At 61.7% G+C, this 20169-nt stretch carries 19 protein-coding genes; 8 read left to right on the plus strand and 11 right to left on the minus strand.

Annotated elements, in window-relative coordinates; translation table 11 throughout:
• Positions 1 to 301: 301 nt before the first annotated feature.
• Together J1G34_RS20520 and rep are read right to left on the minus strand one after the other, a co-directional pair.
• Positions 302 to 871 carry a xanthine phosphoribosyltransferase gene (locus J1G34_RS20520; RefSeq protein ID WP_003176890.1) on the minus strand — a complete coding sequence of 190 codons (570 nt, stop codon included), beginning with the start codon at positions 869 to 871 and terminating at the stop codon, positions 302 to 304.
• 58 nt (positions 872 to 929) lie between these two features.
• Positions 930 to 2939, minus strand: a complete 2010-nt coding sequence (rep, locus tag J1G34_RS20525) for a DNA helicase Rep (RefSeq protein ID WP_065886961.1) — start codon at positions 2937 to 2939, stop codon at positions 930 to 932.
• 266 nt (positions 2940 to 3205) lie between these two features.
• On the opposite strand from rep, the gene J1G34_RS20530 reads away from it, so the two are divergent.
• Positions 3206 to 4870 (plus strand): putative bifunctional diguanylate cyclase/phosphodiesterase, encoded by a 1665-nt coding sequence (locus J1G34_RS20530; protein WP_065898094.1) that lies wholly within the window; start codon positions 3206 to 3208, stop codon positions 4868 to 4870.
• Between the two features lie 67 nt (positions 4871 to 4937).
• On the opposite strand, the gene J1G34_RS20535 is transcribed toward J1G34_RS20530, so the two are convergent.
• Positions 4938 to 6341 (minus strand): NorM family multidrug efflux MATE transporter, encoded by a 1404-nt coding sequence (locus tag J1G34_RS20535; protein WP_065898095.1) that lies wholly within the window; start codon positions 6339 to 6341, stop codon positions 4938 to 4940.
• Positions 6342 to 6492: 151 nt separating this feature from the next.
• On the opposite strand from J1G34_RS20535, the gene J1G34_RS20540 reads away from it, so the two are divergent.
• Together J1G34_RS20540 and J1G34_RS20545 are read left to right on the plus strand one after the other, a co-directional pair.
• The gene (locus J1G34_RS20540; protein WP_065893958.1) at positions 6493 to 7413 is read left to right on the plus strand and encodes a LysR substrate-binding domain-containing protein; all 921 of its coding nucleotides are present in this window, start codon (positions 6493 to 6495) and stop codon (positions 7411 to 7413) included.
• A gap of 178 nt (positions 7414 to 7591) precedes the next feature.
• Positions 7592 to 9568 carry a methyl-accepting chemotaxis protein gene (locus J1G34_RS20545; protein ID WP_065898096.1) on the plus strand — a complete coding sequence of 659 codons (1977 nt, stop codon included), beginning with the start codon at positions 7592 to 7594 and terminating at the stop codon, positions 9566 to 9568.
• Between the two features lie 5 nt (positions 9569 to 9573).
• Here the strand turns inward: J1G34_RS20545 and J1G34_RS20550 are convergent, their stop codons facing one another.
• Entirely contained in the window at positions 9574 to 11070 is a 1497-nt protein-coding gene (locus J1G34_RS20550) for a YifB family Mg chelatase-like AAA ATPase (RefSeq protein WP_222994558.1), read from the minus strand.
• Between the two features lie 280 nt (positions 11071 to 11350).
• Complete coding sequence (locus J1G34_RS20555; RefSeq protein ID WP_003195432.1) at positions 11351 to 11614, minus strand: accessory factor UbiK family protein; 264 nt, start codon at positions 11612 to 11614, stop codon at positions 11351 to 11353.
• 420 nt (positions 11615 to 12034) lie between these two features.
• On the opposite strand from J1G34_RS20555, the gene glnK reads away from it, so the two are divergent.
• From glnK to sutA, 4 genes are all read left to right on the plus strand, one after another.
• The gene (gene glnK, locus J1G34_RS20560) at positions 12035 to 12373 is read left to right on the plus strand and encodes a P-II family nitrogen regulator (RefSeq protein ID WP_002555808.1); all 339 of its coding nucleotides are present in this window, start codon (positions 12035 to 12037) and stop codon (positions 12371 to 12373) included.
• A gap of 35 nt (positions 12374 to 12408) precedes the next feature.
• The gene (locus tag J1G34_RS20565; protein ID WP_222994559.1) at positions 12409 to 13749 is read left to right on the plus strand and encodes an ammonium transporter; all 1341 of its coding nucleotides are present in this window, start codon (positions 12409 to 12411) and stop codon (positions 13747 to 13749) included.
• 210 nt (positions 13750 to 13959) lie between these two features.
• The gene (locus J1G34_RS20570; protein WP_065893934.1) at positions 13960 to 14385 is read left to right on the plus strand and encodes a secondary thiamine-phosphate synthase enzyme YjbQ; all 426 of its coding nucleotides are present in this window, start codon (positions 13960 to 13962) and stop codon (positions 14383 to 14385) included.
• 102 nt (positions 14386 to 14487) lie between these two features.
• The gene (sutA, locus tag J1G34_RS20575; RefSeq protein ID WP_065886968.1) at positions 14488 to 14820 is read left to right on the plus strand and encodes a transcriptional regulator SutA; all 333 of its coding nucleotides are present in this window, start codon (positions 14488 to 14490) and stop codon (positions 14818 to 14820) included.
• A 195-nt stretch (positions 14821 to 15015) separates the two neighbouring features.
• Here the strand turns inward: sutA and J1G34_RS20580 are convergent, their stop codons facing one another.
• From J1G34_RS20580 to lptM, 6 genes are read right to left on the minus strand one after another with little or no spacing between them, the layout of a single operon-like run.
• Positions 15016 to 15711, minus strand: coding sequence for an HAD family hydrolase (locus tag J1G34_RS20580; RefSeq protein ID WP_065886969.1), 696 nt, complete (start codon positions 15709 to 15711; stop codon positions 15016 to 15018).
• Positions 15708 to 16607: a tyrosine recombinase XerC gene (gene xerC / locus J1G34_RS20585; protein ID WP_065886970.1), complete on the minus strand. Its 900-nt coding sequence runs from the start codon at positions 16605 to 16607 to the stop codon at positions 15708 to 15710. Before xerC ends, J1G34_RS20580 begins: the two co-directional genes overlap by 4 nt.
• A gap of 2 nt (positions 16608 to 16609) precedes the next feature.
• A complete protein-coding gene (locus tag J1G34_RS20590) occupies positions 16610 to 17326 on the minus strand; it encodes a DUF484 family protein (RefSeq protein ID WP_065886971.1) in 717 nt (238 codons plus the stop codon).
• A gap of 13 nt (positions 17327 to 17339) precedes the next feature.
• Positions 17340 to 18170, minus strand: a complete 831-nt coding sequence (gene dapF / locus J1G34_RS20595; RefSeq protein WP_065893932.1) for a diaminopimelate epimerase — start codon at positions 18168 to 18170, stop codon at positions 17340 to 17342.
• Between the two features lie 3 nt (positions 18171 to 18173).
• Entirely contained in the window at positions 18174 to 19421 is a 1248-nt protein-coding gene (lysA, locus tag J1G34_RS20600; protein ID WP_122561096.1) for a diaminopimelate decarboxylase, read from the minus strand.
• A 9-nt stretch (positions 19422 to 19430) separates the two neighbouring features.
• Entirely contained in the window at positions 19431 to 19598 is a 168-nt protein-coding gene (lptM, locus tag J1G34_RS20605) for an LPS translocon maturation chaperone LptM (protein ID WP_003195417.1), read from the minus strand.
• A gap of 238 nt (positions 19599 to 19836) precedes the next feature.
• Here lptM and cyaY point away from each other — a divergent pair, with 238 nt between their 5' ends.
• Positions 19837 to 20169, plus strand: a complete 333-nt coding sequence (gene cyaY / locus J1G34_RS20610) for an iron donor protein CyaY (protein WP_065886973.1) — start codon at positions 19837 to 19839, stop codon at positions 20167 to 20169.

The raw sequence follows: 20169 nt of genomic DNA on the forward strand, positions 1-20169 counted from the left end.
TGCCGAGTGGTGGGGCAAGAGCGTTTTGCTTACTTTTGCGCTTTTCAAAAGTGAGCCGCTGTAAAAGCGGAACCATTAGCAGCCGTTACCGCAGAAACGGATATGTACTCGATCTGATCCAACATCCTGGTCGGCCCAGAGGCCGCCATCGGGGGCAAGCCCCCTCCCACAGGGTCCCGCGGGGTACCTAAAAGTTGTGTAGATACTCATGCCCCGATGACAGTGTGTCAGCCAATACATTGGGTGACTGATACACCGCTATCGGGAGCAAGCCCCCTCCCACATTTTGAGCCGCGTTGATTCAGATGAAGGTCACCACCCCACCGGCCAGCGACTTCACCCGTGCCAGCGATTCAACCCGATAACCCTGCGCATCCAGCTCGGCACGGCCGCCCTGGAACGACTTCTCGATCACAATGCCCAAGCCGGCCACGGTCGCGCCGGCCTGCTTGATGATCGAAATCAGCGCCTGGGATGCCTTGCCGTTGGCCAGGAAGTCATCGATAACCAGCACGCGGTCGCTGCTGGTCAGGTGGCGCGGGGAGATCGCCACGGTGCTTTCGGTTTTCTTGGTGAAGGAGTACACCGTCGCCGACAGCAGGTTTTCGGTGAGGGTCAGGGACTGCTGCTTGCGCGCGAAGATCACGGGCACGCCGAGGTTCAGGCCGGTCATGATCGCCGGGGCGATGCCCGAGGCTTCGATGGTGACGATCTTGGTGATGCCCGAGTCCTTGAACAGCGCGGCGAATTCGTCGCCGATCAGTTTCATCAGTGCCGGGTCGATCTGGTGGTTCAGAAAGGCGTCAACCTTGAGTACCTGATCGGAAAGCACGATGCCTTCTTCGCGAATTTTCTTGTGCAGTGCTTCCACGGAAAGCTTCCTCTGATGGCGCAACAGGCGCCGAAAGTAGATTAAAAAGTAGTCGATTCTAGCGCTTTAACATCGCGCGTATATCGGCCAGGGCGCTGTTGCCGCGAACGGCCTTCACCTCGGTCGGGGTGTCGTCGTTGCCTTCCCAGGCCAGGTCATCCGGCGGCAGCTCATCGAGGAACCGGCTGGGGGCACAATCGATGATTTCGCCGTATTGCTTGCGCTTGGCGGCGAAAGTGAAGGCCAGTGTCTGACGCGCGCGGGTAATCCCCACGTAGGCCAGGCGCCGTTCTTCCTCGATGGTGTCGGCTTCGATGCTGGAGCGGTGCGGGAGAATTTCCTCTTCCATGCCCATGATGAACACGTAGGGGAATTCCAGGCCCTTGGACGCATGCAAGGTCATCATCTGCACCCCTTCGGCGCCGTCTTCCTCTTCCTGCTGGCGCTCAAGCATGTCGCGCAGCACCAGCTTGCCGATGGCGTCTTCGACGGTCATTTCACCGTCTTCGTCTTTTTCCAGGGTGTTCTTCAGGGCTTCGATCAGGAACCAGACGTTGCCCATGCGGTAGTCCGCGGCCTTGTCGCTGGAACTGTTGGTGCGCAGCCAGTTTTCATAGTCGATGTCCATGACCATGCTGCGCAGGGCACTGATCGGGTCTTCGCCGGCGCACTGCTCACGGACCTTGTCCATGAAGCGCTTGAAGCGCGACAGGCGATCGGTGAAGCGGGTGTCCAGGTGTTCGCCCAAGCCGATTTCGTCGGTAGCGGCGTACATCGAGATCTTGCGTTCGGTGGCGTAGTTGCCGAGCTTTTCCAGGGTCGTCGAACCGATTTCCCGACGCGGCACGTTGATCACGCGCAGGAAGGCGTTGTCGTCATCCGGGTTCACGATCAGGCGGAAGTAGGCCATCAGGTCTTTGACTTCCTGGCGCCCGAAGAAGCTGTTGCCGCCCGACAGGCGATACGGCACCTGGTGGTGCTGCAATTTCAGTTCGATCAGCTTGGCCTGGTAGTTGCCGCGATACAGGATCGCAAAGTCGCTGTAAGGGCGGTCGGTGCGCAGGTGCAGGCTGAGGATTTCCACCGCCACGCGCTCGGCTTCGGCGTCTTCGTTGCGGCAGCGGATCACACGGATTTCGTCGCCATGACCCATCTCGCTCCACAGTTGTTTTTCAAACTCGTGGGGGTTGTTGGAAATCAGCACGTTGGCGCAGCGCAGGATACGGCTGGTGGAGCGGTAGTTCTGCTCCAGCATCACCACTTTCAGCGACGGATAGTCGTCCTTGAGCAGCATCAGGTTTTCCGGGCGGGCGCCGCGCCAGGCGTAGATCGACTGGTCATCGTCGCCCACCACGGTGAACTGATTGCGCGTGCCGATCAGCAGCTTCACCAGCAGGTATTGGCTGGCGTTGGTGTCCTGGTATTCGTCCACCAACAGGTAGCGCACCTTGTTCTGCCACTTTTCCAGGATGTCCTTGTGTTCCTGGAACAGTTTGACCGGCAGCAGGATCAGGTCGTCGAAGTCCACCGCGTTGAACGCCTTGAGCGTGCGCTGGTAGTGGGTGTAGACGATGGCGGCGGTCTGTTCCTTGGGGTTGCGTGCGTTTTCCAGGGCTTCGGGGGGCAGGACCAGGTCGTTTTTCCAGGCGCCGATCATGTTCTTGATCTCGTCGACGCCGTCGTCGCCCGCGTATTCCTTCTGCATGATGTCGGTCATCAAGGCCTTGACGTCGGTCTCGTCGAAGATCGAGAAACCCGGCTTGTAGCCCAGCCGCGCATGTTCCTTGCGGATGATGTTCAGCCCCAGGTTGTGGAACGTGCACACGGTGAGGCCACGGCCTTCGCCACCCTTGAGCAGGGTGCCGACACGCTCTTTCATTTCCCGCGCCGCCTTGTTGGTGAAGGTCATGGCGACGATGTACTGGGCGCGGATGCCGCAGTTCTGGATCAGGTGCGCGATCTTGCGGGTAATCACGCTGGTCTTGCCGGAGCCAGCACCGGCGAGCACCAATAGAGGGCCGCCGACGTAGTTCACGGCTTCTTGCTGCCGGGGATTGAGTCGGGACATACAGAGTTCAGGGAGTCGTTATTCAAAAGGGCGGGCATTTTAACAGGCTGGCAAGATTCTGCTGCCTTAGAACGACGGTGTGACGTACCACTCGATCTAAATTTGCCGGTTTTGTTACTTTGCCGCAGGATGTCGTGGGTATCGCAACTATTTTTCACAGTCTGCGTGTTTGATAACACCTATCATTGGTCATGCATTTGTTATCGTCAGGCCGCACGTCATAATGCCCGCCGCCAACGAATTTTTGCAGAGTCTAGGGAGCTAGCTTGTCTACGCCTGTCGAACCCTTGCGTTTGCTGCTGCTGGCCGATACGCCGGCGTGGGCAGCGTTGTTGCGCGAGTGCCTGGCGCCGATGGGCGATGGGGCTGTGCTGATCAGTGCCCCCAGTTGGGACTCGGTGAGTCGTCTGTTCGACGACGATCACGAAGCGGTGCTCTTGACCACGCCCAACCTGCAACCCGGTCCCGGTCGTTGCAGCCTGCCGTGTGTATTGCTGCTGGAACAGGAACCACTGGTTGCGCCGCTCGGCGTCAGCGATTGGCTGATCCATTCTGCGCTGGACGCCGGTACCTTGCGCCGCTGCCTGCGCCATGTGCGCGAGCGTGGCGTGCTGGAAAACACGTTGCAGCGCCTGGCCGAACAGGATCCGCTGACCGGTATTGCCAATCGTCAGGGTTTCCAGACCTTGCTGGCGGCACGGCTGGCGGAAAACGAAGGCCGCGGCCTGGCCCTCGGTCATCTGGACCTGGACAATTTCCGTCACGCCAACGATGCCCTCGGTCACCAGGCCGGCGACCGCTTGATCCTGCAGGTGGTCTCACGGCTCAAGAGCCAGCTTGAAGCCGGTGATCAACTGGCGCGCCTGGGCAGCGATGAGTTCGCGCTGCTGATCGACACCCGCCGTGCGCCCCAGCGCGCCGAATGGATGGCCGAACGCATCACCGAAGTCATGGCTGAGCCTTACTGGGTGGACGGCGAGAGCCTGCTGATCGGCTGCAGTTTGGGTGTGGCGCATGCCCGGGCCCGCGCCGGGGCCGACCCGTTGATGTGGCATGCCCATATCGCCATGCAACAGGCCAAAAGCACCCAGGGCTGTACCTTTCATATCTTCAACGAACGCATCAACCGCAACGCGCGCAGCCTGGCCGACCTGGAAAGCGAGTTGCGCCGTGCCTTGCGCCGCGATGAGCTGGAGCTGCATTACCAGCCGCGCCTGGACCTGGATGACGGGCATATCGTCGGCCTCGAGGCCCTGGTGCGCTGGCGCCATGGCGAGCGTGGACTGTTGCCGCCGAGCGAGTTCGTGCCCTTGGCCGAGCAGAGCGGCCTGATCGTGCCGCTGGGGTACTGGGTGATTTCCCGGGCCCTGCGCGACATGCAGGACCTGCGCGAACGCGGCCTGCCGGCGTTGCACATGGCCGTCAACCTGTCGTTTCGCCAGTTCCAGGACAGCCAATTGCTCTCGACACTCAGCCGGCTGATTGCCGAGCGCGGCGTGGAAGCACAATGGCTGGAGTTCGAGCTGACCGAAACCGCCGTGATGCGTCGCAGCGACCTGGTTAAACAGACCATGGACGCCCTCGGCCGCCTCGGTGTGCGGTTTTCCCTGGATGACTTTGGTACCGGTTTCTCATCGTTTGTGCACCTCAACAGCCTGCCGATTGCCTTGTTGAAGATCGACAAGAGCTTCGTCGGTGGCATGGAAGAGCGCGAAGAGAATCGCAAGCTGGTACACGCCATGATCAACCTGGCCCATAACCTCAACCTGGAAGTGGTGGCCGAAGGCGTGGAAACCCCTGAGCAGCTTGAGCTTCTGAGACTGTTTGGTTGCGATCAGGCCCAGGGTTACCTGATCAGTAAACCGTTGCCGTTGACTGAGCTGGTGGAGTATCTGACCTCCGGCAAAAGCCAGCAGGCGTTGTTGGGCTGAGTTGTAAACTCGGTCAGACCTGTGGGAGGGGGCAAGCCCCCTCCCACAGGTCTGACCGAGCAGGGCTTTACTCTGTCTGTGCCGCCTGAAAGGCAGGCTGTATGTCCGGTTCTCGCCGAATCATCCGCTTCATCTTCGCCTCGAACGCCCAGGTCAGGCTCACCGCCGCGCACGCCAACCCCAACGCCAGGCCCCACCACACACCGGTCGGCCCCCAGCCCAGGGTGAACGCCATCAACCAGGCTGCTGGCGCGCCGATCAGCCAGTAGCAACCGAGCCCCACCAGGAACGTGGTCTTGGCGTCCTTGAGGCCACGGATGCAGCCCATGGCAATGGTCTGCACACCATCGAACAGCTCGAACCAGGCGGCGACGGCCAGCAGGCTGACGGCCAGGACGATGACATCATGAAACGCCGGATCGTCATGGTCGAGGAACAGCCCGATCAGCGGGTCGGCAGACAGCCAGAACACCAGGGCAAACCCCAGCATCAACAGGGCACCAAAGCCGATGCCGACCCGTCCGGCCATGCGTGCCCGCAGCAACTGCCCGGCGCCATAATGCTGGCCGATACGCATGGTCACCGCGTAGGACATCCCCGCCGGAACCATGAACGCCACCGAGACAATCTGCAGGGCAATCTGGTGCGCCGCCAACTGCGTACTGCCCATGGTGCCCATGCACAGCGCCGCAAACGCGAACAGCCCGACTTCCACCGCATAGGTGCCCCCAATCGGCAGGCCCAGGCGCCACAACTCGCGCAGGTACCGGGTATTGAGGCGCAGCAGCCCGCTGCTCAGTGGATAGGCGGCGTAGGTGCGGTTGCTGCGGATGTACCACATCAGTGCCAACGCCATGCCATTGGCGACGATGGCTGTGACCAGGCCAATGCCCATCAGCCCGAGTTTGGGCAGGCCGAACATGCCTTCGATCAGCGCGTGATTGAGCAGGTAGTTGACCACCGTGCCGCACAGGCTGATGACCATCACCGGGGTGGCTTTGCCGATGGCGCTGGTGAAGCCGCGCAGTGCCATGAAGCTCAGATAGCCGGGCAGGGCGAACGGCAGCAGGGTCAGAAATTGCCCGGCGGCCTGCACGTTGGTTTCGGTCTGGCCGAACATCAGCAGCACCGGCTTGAGGTTCCACAGCAGCAGCGCCGCCGCCAGGGCCATCAACCAGGCGAGCCACAACCCGGCCTGGGTCAGCCGGGTGGCGCCGTCGATGTCGCCCGCGCCGTGACGGATGGCCACAAGGGTGCCCACTGCCGCGATCACGCCGATGCAGAAAATCGCCACGAACGAATAGCTCGCCGCGCCCAGGCCACCGCCGGCCAGGGCTTCGGGGCTCAGGCGCGCCATCATCAGGGTGTCGGTCAACACCATCAGCATGTGCGCCAACTGTGAGGCAATCAACGGCCCCGCCAGCCGCAGAATGGCCCAGAGTTCGGTACGTGCCGGATGCTGCATGATCATCGCTCTCGAAATGTCAGGGAGGTGGGGAGGGTTGATTCTCGGCGCTTTCGGCGCATTGCACAAAGGGATAAAAGCGATCGTTTGCATGATTAAAACTCATGCCTGATCGATTCTGGTAGGGTTTGGCCATTGCGCTGTCGGAGTCATCAAAATGTCTCGTCGTCTTCCCCCGCTTTATGCCCTGCGGGCATTCGAGGCCGCGTCCCGTCACCACTCCTTCACCCGCGCGGCGCAGGAGTTGTCGATTACCCAGAGTGCGGTCAGCCGGCATATCCGTACCCTCGAAGAGCATTTCGCCTGCCGGCTGTTCCAGCGCAGCGGCCGTACCTTGCAACTCACGGAGGCGGCGCGCTTGTTGCTGCCCGGCGTGCGCGAAGGCTTCGCCGCCCTGGAGCGCGCCTGCCATACCCTGAACGCCGAAGATGACATCTTGCGCATGAAAGCACCGTCCACCCTGACCATGCGCTGGCTGTTGGCGCGATTGAGCCGCTTTCGGGCCCTGCAGCCGGGCAACGAAGTGCAGCTCACCAGCGCGTGGATGAACATCGATGAAGTGGACTTCAATCAGGAACCGTTCGATTGCGCAGTGTTGCTCAGTAACGGACACTTTCCGGCGGACTGGGAGGCCAGCCACCTGTTTGCCGAAATGCTGATTCCGGTGGGCGCGCCCAATCTATTGGATGACGGCCCCTGGGACGTGCAGCGGCTGGCAACGGCCGAACTGCTGCACCCGACACCGGACCGGCGTGACTGGCGTTACTGGCTGGAGCACATGGGGCTGACCTCCCGGGTCTCGCTCAAGGGTGGGCAGGTGTTCGACACGCTGGAGCTGGGCATGATCGCTGCCGCGCGCGGCTATGGCGTGTCCATGGGAGATTTGTTGATGGTGGCCGAGGACGTCGCCCAGAAACGCTTGAGCCTGCCGTGGCCAACGGCCGTCGCCAGCGGGGAAAGTTATTACCTGGTGTGGCCGAAAACCCGGCCCGGGGGTGAGCGCTTGCGGCGCCTGGCGGAGTTTCTGCAGAGCGAGGTGCAGGCGATGGTTTTGCCCGCGGTGACTCGCCTCGAATGAAGGGGTTGGTCTATGCACGGCAATCGTTTGCGTCATACCTCTGTGAATCGCTCAAGTATTGTGAAACCGCGCCGAAGTAGGTGTGCTGGACCAATCGTGCCCCAACGTTTCCCACTAGATAATTCGCCGAGCAGCGCTAAGAGATCAGGATGATCCTGGCCTCGGCTCAGGAGCTGTCATGTCTCAACCTCGCGCTCGGATCGCTTCCCAGTTAGGCCTCGCATTAGCCGTGATTCTGGCGGTCGTCATCAGCGGCAGTACCGTTTTCGCACTACGCTCGCTCGATACCGCCAACCTCGCGACCCGTGAGGAGCACCTGGCCAGCGAGGCGCGTTTGCTCGCCGACCAGCTCAATACCTTCCACAGCACCTTGCGCGAGAGCACTCAGCGTTTGAGCGGGCTGTTTGAAAAGCGCTTCGGCGCCGGTTTGAGCGTGCGTGCGGACCAGCCTGTCGCCGTGGCCGGTGTACAAACGCCAAGCCTGTACCTGGGCGGCGAGTTGCTGAACAACAACTTCGGCGAAGTGGACGAATTCAAGGACATGTCCGGCGGCGTGGCCACGGTGTTCGTGCGCAGCGGCGATGACTTCATCCGTATCAGCACCTCCCTGACCAAGCAGGATGGCAACCGCGCCATCGGCACCGTGCTGGATCGCCAGGGCCCGGCCTACCAGCGTGTGTTCAACGGGCAGGCCTATATCGGCCGGGCCGTGTTGTTCGATCGCTCCTATATGACCCAGTACAGCCCGGTGCGTGATGCCAGCGGAAAGGTCATCGCAGTGTTGTTCATCGGGTTCGACTACACCGACGAACAGAAAGCCCAGTTCGACAACCTCAAGCGCTTCCGTATCGGCCAGACCGGTTCCTTGTCGCTGCTGGATGAGCAGAAGCACTGGTTGGTGCCGCCGGCCGGTGTGCAAGCCTTGGATCAAGCGGTCGCCGTGATGCTCGACTTGGCGAAGAAACCCGGTGAAGGCCGCTTCTGGAGTGACAAGAACGAAGATTTCTACAGCGTGTCGGTCCCCTTCGAGGGCGGCCCTTGGGCGGTCGTGGCAAGTATGCCCAAGGCCGAGATTCGTGCCGTGACGTGGGACGTGGGGATGCGCCTGGTCATTGGCAGCGTGCTGGCCATGCTGTTGGCTGTGGGGGCCACGGTATGGCTGTTGCGCAGCAAGCTCGCGCCATTGAGTGACCTGGTGCGTCAGGCTGAAGCGCTCGGCGCAGGTGATCTGAGTGCGCGCCTGAATGTCTCCAGCCATGACGAAATCGGCCAGTTGGCGCGCAGCTTCAACCAGATGGGCGAGGCACTGTCGACCATGGTTTCGCACATCCGCAAGGCGGCTGAAGAGGTCAACAGCCGGGCCCAGGCGCTGTCGGGGTTGTCTGGCGGCGCCTATGAAGGCATGGAGCAGCAGTCCGGCGAAATCACCAGCATGGCCGGCGCGGTGGAAGAATTCAGCGCCACCTCGCTGAATATCGCCGACAACATGGGCAATACCGAGCGTCTGGCCCAGGAAAATGCCCAGCAGACCCGTATCGGGCGTACCTCGATGGAAGAAGCGTCGTCGTCCCTGGAACATATCGCCACCGCGCTGAACAGCACCGCTACGGTGATCAACACCCTGGGCCAGCGCTCCCAGGAAATCGGCGGTATCGTCGGCGTGATTACCTCGATTGCCGAACAGACCAACCTGCTCGCGCTCAATGCCGCCATCGAAGCGGCCCGCGCCGGTGAGCAAGGTCGCGGCTTTGCCGTGGTCGCAGACGAAGTGCGCAACCTGGCCTCTCGCACCCGCCAGGCCACCGATGAAATTTCCGTAATGATCCAGAGCATCCAGCAGGAAACCGGCAATGCCATCAGTACCATGGAGCACGGCAACGTGTTGATGCAGGAAGGCCTGTCGCGCAACGCGGATGTGGCCTCGGCCCTGGCGCGCATCGACGAGCAGAGCCGCTCGGCCGGTCAGCAGTTCGCCGCAATCACCACCGCCACCCAGGAGCAGAGCAGCACCGCGACGTTGCTCAGCAGTAATTTGCAAAGCATCGCACTGGCCAACAGCGAGCAGCGTGAAGTGGTGTCGAACCTGGCGATCACCGCCAAAGAGCTGGAAACCCTGGCGGCGGGCTTGCGGCATGAGGTGGATCGCTTCCGCTAAGCCACTCAAGAGCTCGCTGCCGGGCGGTATTGCAAGGCCTCTTGCAAATGGTGGCGAGCGATGGCGTCTTGTTGTTCCAGGTCCGCCAACGTACGCGCCACCTTGAGCAAGCGATGAGCCGCGCGCAACGACAGCGTCAGCCGCTCGCAGGCGTTCTCCAGCCAGCCTTCGTCGACCTTCGCCAGCGTGCAGTACTCGCGCAGCCCCGGCAGGTCGAGGAAGGCGTTGGCGCAGCCCTGGCGTCGTTGCTGGCGTTCCCGTGCGTCGGCCACCAAGGCGGCCGTTTTCGCGGTGGTGTCATCGGTCTGTTGTGCCGGGCTCAGCGCCGTGGCTTCTCGCGCCACCGTCAGGTGCAGGTCGATCCGGTCCAGCAACGGCCCCGAGAGCTTATTGCGATAGCGCTGTATCTGTTCCGGCGTACACCGGCAACTGCCGCTGGGTTCGCCCATATAACCGCACGGGCAGGGGTTCACCGCCGCGACCAGTTGAAAGCGCGCCGGGAAGCTCACCCGGTCACGGGCGCGGGAAATCACGATATGTCCCGACTCAAGCGGCTCGCGCAGGACTTCCAGCACCTTGCGGTCAAATTCCGGCAATTCATCCAGGAACAACACGCCGTGGTGGGCCAGGGTGATTTCCCCCGGTTGCGGCTTCGAGCCGCCGCCGACCAGCGCAGGGCCCGAGGCCGAGTGGTGCGGCTGGCGAAACGGCCGGTGCGGCCAATGGCTCAACGGTGCCAGGCTGACCACCGATTGAATCGCCGCGACTTCCAGCGCTTCCTGCTCACTGAGCGGTGGCAGCAACCCCGGCAGGCGGCTGGCGAGCAGCGTCTTGCCGGTGCCGGGCGGGCCGCTGAACAGCAGGTTATGCGCCCCCGCCGCTGCGATCAGCAAGGCTCGCTTGGCAGCCATTTGGCCCTGGACTTCGCTGAGGTCCGGGTAAGGTTTGTTCAGGTACAACAGGCCGTCCGACCGGTAGGGCTCGATCGGCACATGCCCATTCAAGTGCGCCACCACCTGTAGCAAGTGATCCACCGCAATCACCGTCAACCCTGACGCCAGGCACGCCTCCTCAGCGTTTGCCCTGGGCACTATCAAGGTGCGCCCGGCCTTGCGCGCCGCCAAGGCGGCCGGCAACACGCCTTTGACCGCGCGTACTTCGCCGGACAGCGCCAACTCCCCCAGGCACTCGACCTCATCGAGCATCAGCGCCGGCACCTGCACGCTGGCCGCCAGGATCCCCAGGGCAATCGCCAGATCAAAACGCCCGCCGTCCTTGGGCAGGTCGGCGGGCGCCAGGTTGAGCGTGATGCGCCGCGCCGGGTACTGCAGGGCCGAGTTGAGAATGGCGCTGCGCACGCGGTCCTTGCTTTCCTTCACCGCAGCTTCCGGCAAGCCCACCAGCGTCAGTGACGGCAACCCATTGGCCATATGCACTTCAACAGTGACGGCGGGGGCTTCGACGCCGACCTGGGCGCGGCTGTGAACGATGGCGAGGGACATGCTCGATCCTTGAATGGGGGGCCGCTTCCTGCGGATTATTCAAGGGTAGACGAGGTGGGAATAAGGATGGCGGGGAGGTTTTACAGAACGTATCCAGACAACGAAGTGAGGGAGGGGGCAAGCCCTGATGCCAAGGCTTTTTGTAGGAGCGAGCTTGCTCGCGAAAAACTCACGGGCACCGCGTTCATTCAGGAAGCACGCGTTATCGTTAACATTTTTCGCGAGCAAGCTCGCTCCTACAGGGGGCGGCATCAGGGCTTGCCTCCCACACTCATCGGGTTTATTCGGCCGATGGGGGCGTCAGCCGCGCTTCCAGTTCCGCTACCTTCGCTTCCAGGCTCTCAAGCCGTGCACGCGTGCGGGCCAACACCACCATCTGGCTGTCGAATTCTTCACGGCTGACCAGATCGAGCTTGCTGAAGCCACTTTGCAGCAGGGCCTTGAACTGGCTTTCGATTTCGTTGCGGGGCAGCGGGGTGTCGCCGCTGAACAGGCGAGAGGCGTGGCCGCTCAGGGCGTCGAGGAAGTCTTTGGGCGCGAGCATGGGAAATATTCCGGAAAACAGTTGGCCGGCAGTGTATCACGCAGCGTCTATAGTCTTTTCATGGCCCGGCACGCACGCTTTTCGCGCATAGGGATGGGCGGTCGCGCACTGTTTTGATGCGCATCGCCGTCGCCGGAGCGCCCCGCAGGTGGGCATAAGTGGGCAACGGACTGATTTCAGTGATTTTTACGGAGCTGGCAAGGTTTCTGCTTAGACGATCATGACCCATGCACTGATGCAGTCGCTGTGACGAATGCAGTGCGCCGACGGATCAGGGGTACAGGTTTCGTCACCAGTGGTTCGCTGGCGTCGCCACGGTAATACGCAGGCGACGATGCGTTACAAAGCCAGGCACTGCGCTTAGACTTGAGACGGGTTTGTTTTCCTGGGGCAAGTCCACCAATTCGGGAGAGAGTTTTCATGAAGCTAGTCACTGCCATCATCAAGCCGTTCAAGTTGGACGACGTACGCGAGTCACTGTCCGAGATCGGCGTGCAGGGCATTACCGTTACTGAGGTCAAGGGCTTCGGTCGGCAGAAGGGTCATACCGAGCTGTATCGCGGTGCGGAATACGTGGTCGATTTCCTGCCGAAGGTGAAGATTGATGTCGCCATTGACGACAAGGATCTTGACCGGGTTATCGAGGCGATAACCAAGGCCGCCAACACCGGCAAGATCGGTGACGGCAAGATCTTCGTGGTCAATCTGGAACAGGCTATCCGCATTCGTACCGGCGAAACCGATACCGACGCAATCTAAGCCGCCAAACCCCAACGCCCCAGGAGAAAAACACTATGACTCTGCGTAAATTCGCAGGGCTCGGAGCCCTGTTGTCCATCGTAATGCCAAGCCTTGCCATGGCGGCGGACGAAGTGGCGGCTCCAGTCCTCAATTCCGGCGATACCGCCTGGATGATGACCGCCACCGCACTGGTGCTGTTCATGACCATCCCTGGCCTGGCGCTGTTCTACGGCGGTATGGTCCGCTCCAAAAATATCCTGTCGGTGATGATGCAGTGCTTCGCCATCACTGGCCTGATCAGCATCCTGTGGGTTGTCTACGGCTACAGCATTGCGTTCGATACCACCGGTATGGAACAGGGCGTCGTCAACTTCAACTCCTTCTTCGGCGGCATGGGCAAGGCATTCCTGGCGGGCGTCACTCCGGCCAGCATCACCGGGCCTACGGCGCTGTTCCCGGAAGCGGTGTTCATCACCTTCCAGATGACGTTTGCCATCATCACTCCGGCGCTGATCGTCGGTGCATTCGCCGAGCGCATGAAGTTTTCCGCGATGCTGATCTTCATGGCCATCTGGTTCACCCTGGTCTATGCGCCGATTGCGCACATGGTCTGGAGCGGCAACGGCGGCCTGATGTGGGACTGGGGTGTGCTGGATTTCGCCGGTGGCACCGTGGTGCACATCAACGCCGGTGTGGCTGGCCTGGTGGCGTGCATCGTGCTCGGCAAGCGCAAAGGCTTCCCGACCACCCCGATGGCACCGCACAACCTGGGTTACACCTTGATCGGCGCGGCCATGCTGTGGATCGGCTGGTTCGGCTTCAACGCCGGTTCCGCTGCCGCGGCCAACGGCACGGCCGGTATGGCGATGCTGGTCACCCAGATCGCCACTGCCGCCGCTGCGCTGGGCTGGATGTTCGCGGAGTGGATCACCCACGGTAAGCCAAGCGCACTGGGCATCGCCTCGGGCGTAGTGGCCGGCCTGGTCGCAATCACTCCAGCTGCCGGCACCGTGGGCCCGATGGGCGCTTTGGTCATCGGCCTGGCAGCGGGTGTGGTGTGCTTCTTCTGCGCCACTACTCTCAAACGCAAGCTGGGATACGACGATTCCCTGGACGCCTTCGGCGTGCACGGTATTGGCGGTATCCTCGGCGCGATCCTGACCGGCGTGTTCGCGGCTCCATCGATGGGTGGCTTCAATGCCGCTACCACCGACATCGCTGCACAGGTCTGGATCCAGTGCAAAGGGGTCGGCTTCACCGTGATCTACACGGCGATTGTCACCTACGTCATTCTGAAGGTACTGGACATGGTCATGGGCCTGCGGGTCACTGAAGAGGAAGAGGCGGTCGGCCTCGATCTGGCGCAACACAACGAGCGCGGTTACAACTTGTAATTACACGAAAAAAAGATGCCCGGCTTGCCGGGCATTTTTTTGCCTGGTGTTTGTCTTTGACTATAAGTTGCATGGGTTTTCCATCGACTTTGTGGTGCGATCCACACGGCACTTTCAAGGGTGCGAATGTCTTACAGGCATGTGGGCGTATTCGGCACTTTGTTTTTTTCCAGAGCGCGCTAGAATGCGCGCCGATGGGCGGAGAACTGTATGTGGCAACAGACCCTGATTACGCTGCGGGCCAAGCCCCGGGGCTTTCACCTGGTGACCGACGAGTTGCTTGCCGGCCTGCCTGAATTGAAGGCCTGCCGCGTGGGCCTGTTGCATCTGTGGCTGCAGCACACCTCGGCCTCGTTGACGGTCAACGAGAATGCCGATCCGGCGGTCCGCCGCGACTTCGAACGTTTTTTCAACCTGCTGGTGCCGCAAGGCGAGGCAGGCTTCGAACACAACGACGAAGGCCCGGATGATCTGCCGGCGCACTTCAAGGCCAGTCTCCTGGGCTGCCAGCTGAGTTTGCCGGTGAAGGCCGGCCGCTTGGCGATGGGGACCTGGCAAGGTGTTTATCTGGGCGAGCACCGTGATCATGGCGGTGCTCGTAAAGTCCTCGCCACCTTGCACGGTGAAGGGGCATAAGCCACTGGTGATCCAGTGGATGTTGATTTTTTTCCGGCGGCCTCGACAGAGGGTAAAGCTGGGCTATAACTAATCTGCTTTTCGCAAGTCATGAGGTAGAACATGAGCGACGATGATCTGGAAAACGACGACCTTGAAGTAGGTGACGAAGAGGACACTGAAGACAGTCTTGAAGTGGCGGCTGATGACGTTGCTGAAGACCTCGAGGACAGTGCTGCCGACGATGCCGCTCCCAAGGCCAAAGGCAAGGCCAAGGCTGCTGTTTCGGTAGACGAGCTGCCCAGCGTTGAGGCCAAGAACAAAGAGCGCGATGCCCTGGCCCGAGCGATGGAAGAATTCCTCGCCAAAGGCGGCAAAGTGGTCGAGGTCGAGCCCAATGTGGTTGCGGATCCACCGAAGAAGCCGGATAACAAGTACGGCAGCCGTCCCATCTGAGGTCAGCTGACTGCTTGTAAGAAGAAGCCCGCCGTCGCTGCGGGTTTTTTCATGCCTGGTGATTTGTTCAAGCCCTTGTGGTGATCCCAATGTGGGAGGGGGCTTGCCCCCGATAGCGGTGTGTCAGCCACCAGATGTATTAGCTGATCCAGCGCAATCGGGGGCAAGCCCCCTCCCACATTTGGATCTCCAGTGTTACTGCCAACTGCGCAGCAACGCCGGCAACTCCGTCAGGCTGCGAATCTCTGCATCAGGGCGCTTATCTGCTTCCCATGCCTTGGCGCTGGGGTTAAACCACACCGCCCGTAACCCCGCCTGCTGCGCGCCGGCGATGTCATCCCCGGGGTGATCGCCCACATGCACCGCCGCACTGGCGTCCACACCGCCGCGCTGCAACGCTTCCTCAAACAACCGCGCATCCGGCTTGGCGATACCGATGTCTTCAGCGCGCAGGGCAAAGTGGAAGTAGTCCGCCAGGCCTACGCGTTGTACGTCGGCATTGCCGTTGGTGATCACCCCCAGGAGGAAGTGCTGGCGTAGCGCTTTGAGCATCGGTTCGGCTTCGGGAAAGACCGTGAGCTGGTGTCGCGCATGAATGAACGCCTCAAAACACACATCGGCCATCTCTGTCGCTTCGGGCTGCGGATAGCCGGCCTCTTCGAACGCATGCAGCAATACGCGATGGCGCAGGACGCTGATGCGGTGTTTGAGCTCAGGATGACGTTCCAGCACGTGTTGGCGCAGGCTGGCGAAATGCTCCAGGGGCAAGTCGCCGACCCTGGATGCATTGACCGCCAACCATTCGCGCATTGACGCTTCGGCGCTGATGATGACGGGTACGTTGTCCCAGAGCGTGTCGTCCAGGTCGAAGGTGATCAGCTTGATGCTCATGAGTCGCCGCCCTTGATGCGTTTGGCCCGTGGATGGGCGCTGTCGTACACCGTTGCCAGGTGCTGGAAGTCGAGGTGGGTGTAGATTTGCGTGGTCTTGATATCGGCGTGGCCGAGCAGCTCCTGGACCGCGCGCAGGTCCTGGGATGACTCCAGCATATGGCTTGCAAAAGAGTGCCTGAGCATATGCGGGTGCAGGTTTTGCCCCAGTTCGCGTTCGCCGGCGGCCTTCACGCGCAGCTGAATGGCCCGTGGCCCCAGGCGTCGACCTTGTTGGCTGATGAATACCGCGTCGTCTTTCGGATTGGCCAGCGCCCGTAACGGCAGCCACAGCTGCAGGGCTTCGCGAGCCTTCCTGCCGACGGGCAGCACGCGCGTCTTGCTGCCTTTACCCAGCACCTGCACCAGCCCATCGGCCAGGTCCAGTTGCTCAAGGTTCAGGCCGGTCAGCTCCGACAGGCGCAGGCCCGAGGAGTAGAACAGTTCGAGGATCGCCTGGTCGCGATGGGCAAGGAAGTCATCCTCGATCGCGCCATCCAGCAGTTGCAGGGCGCGGTCGGTGTCCAGGGTCTTGGGCAGGCGTCGCTCGCCTTTGGGCGGCGACAGGCCGTTGGCCGGGTCGTGGTCGCACAGGCCCTCGCGGTTGAGGTAGTGATAGAGGCCGCGTACCGCTGAGAGCAGGCGCGACAGGCTGCGCGAGGACTGGCCTTGCTGGTGCAGCCGTGCGACCAGGCTGCGCAGGCCCTGGATATCCAGGGCTTTCCAGCTGGCAACCTGCTGTTTTTCGCAATAGGCCAGGACCTTGTTCAAGTCCCGCCGGTAGGCTTGCAGGGTATGAGGCGACACCTGGCGCTCGTTGCGCAGGTGAGCGCAGTAAGCGTCCAGTTGCCGTTCCATGGCTAGCGCACCGCGCGCAGGGCAGTGGTGAAACGCGGCAGGACGCGGCCCAGCACTTCGGCGATATAGGTCAGGAACAGGGTGCCCACCGAGCTTTTATAGTGCGCCGGATCACGGCTGGCAATGGCCAGTACGCCGTGCAGGCCTTGGTGGCTGAGGGCAACCACGGCGGTAGAGCCGATCTGTTTGCGCTGTTCGGCGCCGAACAGGAAATCCAGTTCATGCTCGCGCAGCGTACCGCTGATGGTCTTGCCTTCCGAAAGCAGGCCGCCGATAGCGGTCTGTGCTTCGCCACCGCTGACCCAGCGACCTACCGGCATTGGGTTATCGCTGAACAGGATGAGGCTGACAAATGGCACCTGGAAGTCCTGGCGCAGGCTGTCTTCCACCGCCATCACTGTTTCTTCCAGGCTGGCGGCGTCCATCAGGGTCAGGATCAGGCGACGGGTCTTTTCGAACAGGCGATCGTTGTCGCGAGCGACGTCCATCAGGTGCGAAAGGCGGTGGCGCATTTCGATATTGCGCTCGCGCAGGATCTTCATCTGCCGCTCCACCAACGACACGGTATCGCCGCGTTGGTGAGGGATGCGCAAGGCCGGGAGCAATTCTTCGTGCTCGACGAAGAAGTCCGGATGAGCCTCAAGGTACGCCGCAACCGCAGCGGCCTCCAGGCTTTCACTTGAGGTGACGGGGGCGGGTACTTGAGGCTTATCGGTCATTGGCTTGGCTCACTCATAGACGGACCTGTCCTTCGTATACACGCGTGGCCGGCCCGGTCATCATCACCGGGTGGCCAGGGCCTGCCCATTCGATGGACAAGCGTCCACCCGGCAGGTCGATCAGCAGCGGCGAATCCATCCACCCCTGGCTGATCGCGGCCACGGCAGCGGCGCAGGCGCCGGTGCCGCAGGCCTGGGTTTCGCCGGCGCCGCGTTCCCACACACGCAATTGCGCACGGGAACGGTCGATCACCTGCAGGAAGCCCACGTTGACCCGCGCCGTAAAGCGCGGGTGATGTTCGATCTTCGGCCCCAGTTCGTGCACGGGAGCATTGTTGATGTCATTGACGCGCAGCACCGCATGGGGATTGCCCATGGACACGGCGGCGATATCGACCGTGTTGCCGTCCACGTCCAGCGCATAACTGAGGGCCTGCTCGGGCGCCTGGAACGGAATGTCCGCCGGCACCAGGCGTGGCGCGCCCATGTTGACGCTGATCTGGCCGTCACTGCGCACATCCAGTTCGATCACGCCGCCCTTGGTTTCGACGCGAATCTGGCGCTTGGCGGTCAAACGCTTGTCCAGCACAAAGCGCGCGAAGCAGCGCGCACCGTTGCCGCATTGTTCCACTTCGGAGCCGTCGGAGTTGAAGATCCGATAACGGAAGTCCACCTCCGGGTTGGTCGGCGCTTCCACCAGCAGCAGTTGGTCGAAGCCGATACCGGTATGGCGGTCGCCCCATTGTTTGGCGTGCTTGGGCAGGATGTGCGCGTGCTGGCTGACCAGGTCGAGAACCATGAAGTCATTGCCCAGCCCGTGCATCTTGGTAAAACGCAGCAGCATGGCTTACTCCGGCAGCGGGCTTTCGCCAGCATACAACTCGGCTACCGTCTCGCGGCGACGCACTTCAAACGCTTGATCACCGTCCACCAGCACCTCGGCGGCGCGGCCGCGAGTGTTGTAGTTGGAACTCATGACAAACCCATAGGCACCGGCCGAATGCACGGCCAGCAGGTCGCCTTCCTCCAGGGCCAGCTGACGATCCTTGGCCAGGAAGTCGCCGGTCTCACAGATCGGGCCGACAATGTCGTACGCACGCGCCTGGCTGTGGCGCGGCGTCACTGCCGTGACGTTCATCCAGGCCTGGTACAGCGCCGGGCGGATCAGGTCGTTCATCGCCGCGTCGACGATGGCGAAGTCCTTGTGCTCGGTGTGCTTGAGGTACTCGACCTGGGTCAGCAGCACGCCGGCGTTGGCGACGATATAGCGGCCCGGCTCGAACATCAGCGTCAGGTCGCGCCCTTCGATACGCTCGCGCACGGCCTTGATGTAGTCGGCAATCAGCGGCGGCTCTTCATCGCGATAACGCACGCCCACACCCCCACCGAGATCGATGTGATGCAGGTAGATGCCGCAGTCGCCCAGGCGGTCGACCAGCGCCAGCAGGCGGTCGAGGGCATCCAGGAACGGCGGCAGGGTGGTCAGTTGCGAGCCGATATGGCAGTCGACGCCCAGCACGTCCAGGTTCGGCAATTGCGCGGCGCGGATGTACACGTCTTCGGCGTCGGCGATGGCGATGCCGAACTTGTTCTCTTTGAGACCGGTGGAAATGTACGGGTGAGTGCCGGCGTCGACGTCCGGATTGACGCGCAGGGAGATCGGCGCGCGAACGCCCATCTCGGCGGCCACGACCTGCAGGCGCTCCAGTTCGTCGGTGGACTCGATGTTGAAGCAATGCACGCCCACTTCCAGGGCGCGACGCATGTCTTCGCGGCTCTTGCCGACGCCGGAGAACACGATCTTGTCGGCCTGGCCGCCAGCGGCCAATACCCGTTCCAGCTCGCCACGGGACACAATGTCGAAACCGGCGCCAAGGCGCGCCAGGACATTGAGCACGCCCAGGTTGGAGTTGGCTTTGACCGCGTAGCACACCAGATGCGGCACGCCTTCGAGCGAGTCGGTGAACGAGCGGTATTGCGCTTCGATATGGGCGCGCGAATACACATAGGTCGGGGTACCGAAGCGCTGGGCAATCGCGGACAGCGCCACGCCTTCCGCGAACAGCTCGCCGTCCCGGTAGTTAAAAGCGTCCATGGGGATCCCTTAGTAAGTGTCGTGCTTGTGCGCTTTGGACGGCTTTTGCGACGACTGCGCCTGTTCGTTCGGGTCTTTGCTGTCGTCAGGCAGGTACAGCGGTCCTTTCTGACCACAGGCACTGACGAGGCAAGCAACCGCGACGAGCGCAGCAAGGGAAGAGATCAGGCGCTTCATGGCGAAATCCTTGAATATGCATTAATTGCGCCCGAGTATACCGACCACCCGCCAGCTTGCCTATGCGCTGGAATACCCGTCCGGCGGGGGTTTGCCGAGATAGTAGGGAAGCGGGCTACGTTGGTTGAGGATATTTCATACCGCCATCTATGATGAAATCGGTATCCTTTGCAATCGGCGGGGCGCGTCCGTATCGTGCGGCGCTTGAGCAAAACCAGACACTTTCGAGGTTGCCACAATGAGTTTGACCGAAGCCCGTTTTCACGACCTGGTGGATGCGACCCAGCAGGCGCTGGAAGATATTTTCGACGACAGCGGTTTGGACGTGGACCTGGAAAACTCGGCCGGCGTGCTGACGGTCAAGTTCGAAAACGGCACTCAGTTGATCTTCAGCCGTCAGGAACCGTTGCGGCAGTTGTGGCTGGCGGCACGTTCCGGTGGTTTTCACTTCGACTACAACGAAGAAGACAACAATTGGCAATGCGATAGCAGCGATGAGCTGCTCAGCGAGATGCTGGCGCGTCTGGTTCTGGAACAATCCGGCGCCGAGCTGGATTTCGACGAGATTTGA

The organism is Pseudomonas sp. Wu6, assembly GCF_019891515.1.
GTDB classification, from domain to species: Bacteria; Pseudomonadota; Gammaproteobacteria; order Pseudomonadales; family Pseudomonadaceae; genus Aquipseudomonas; species Aquipseudomonas orientalis_A.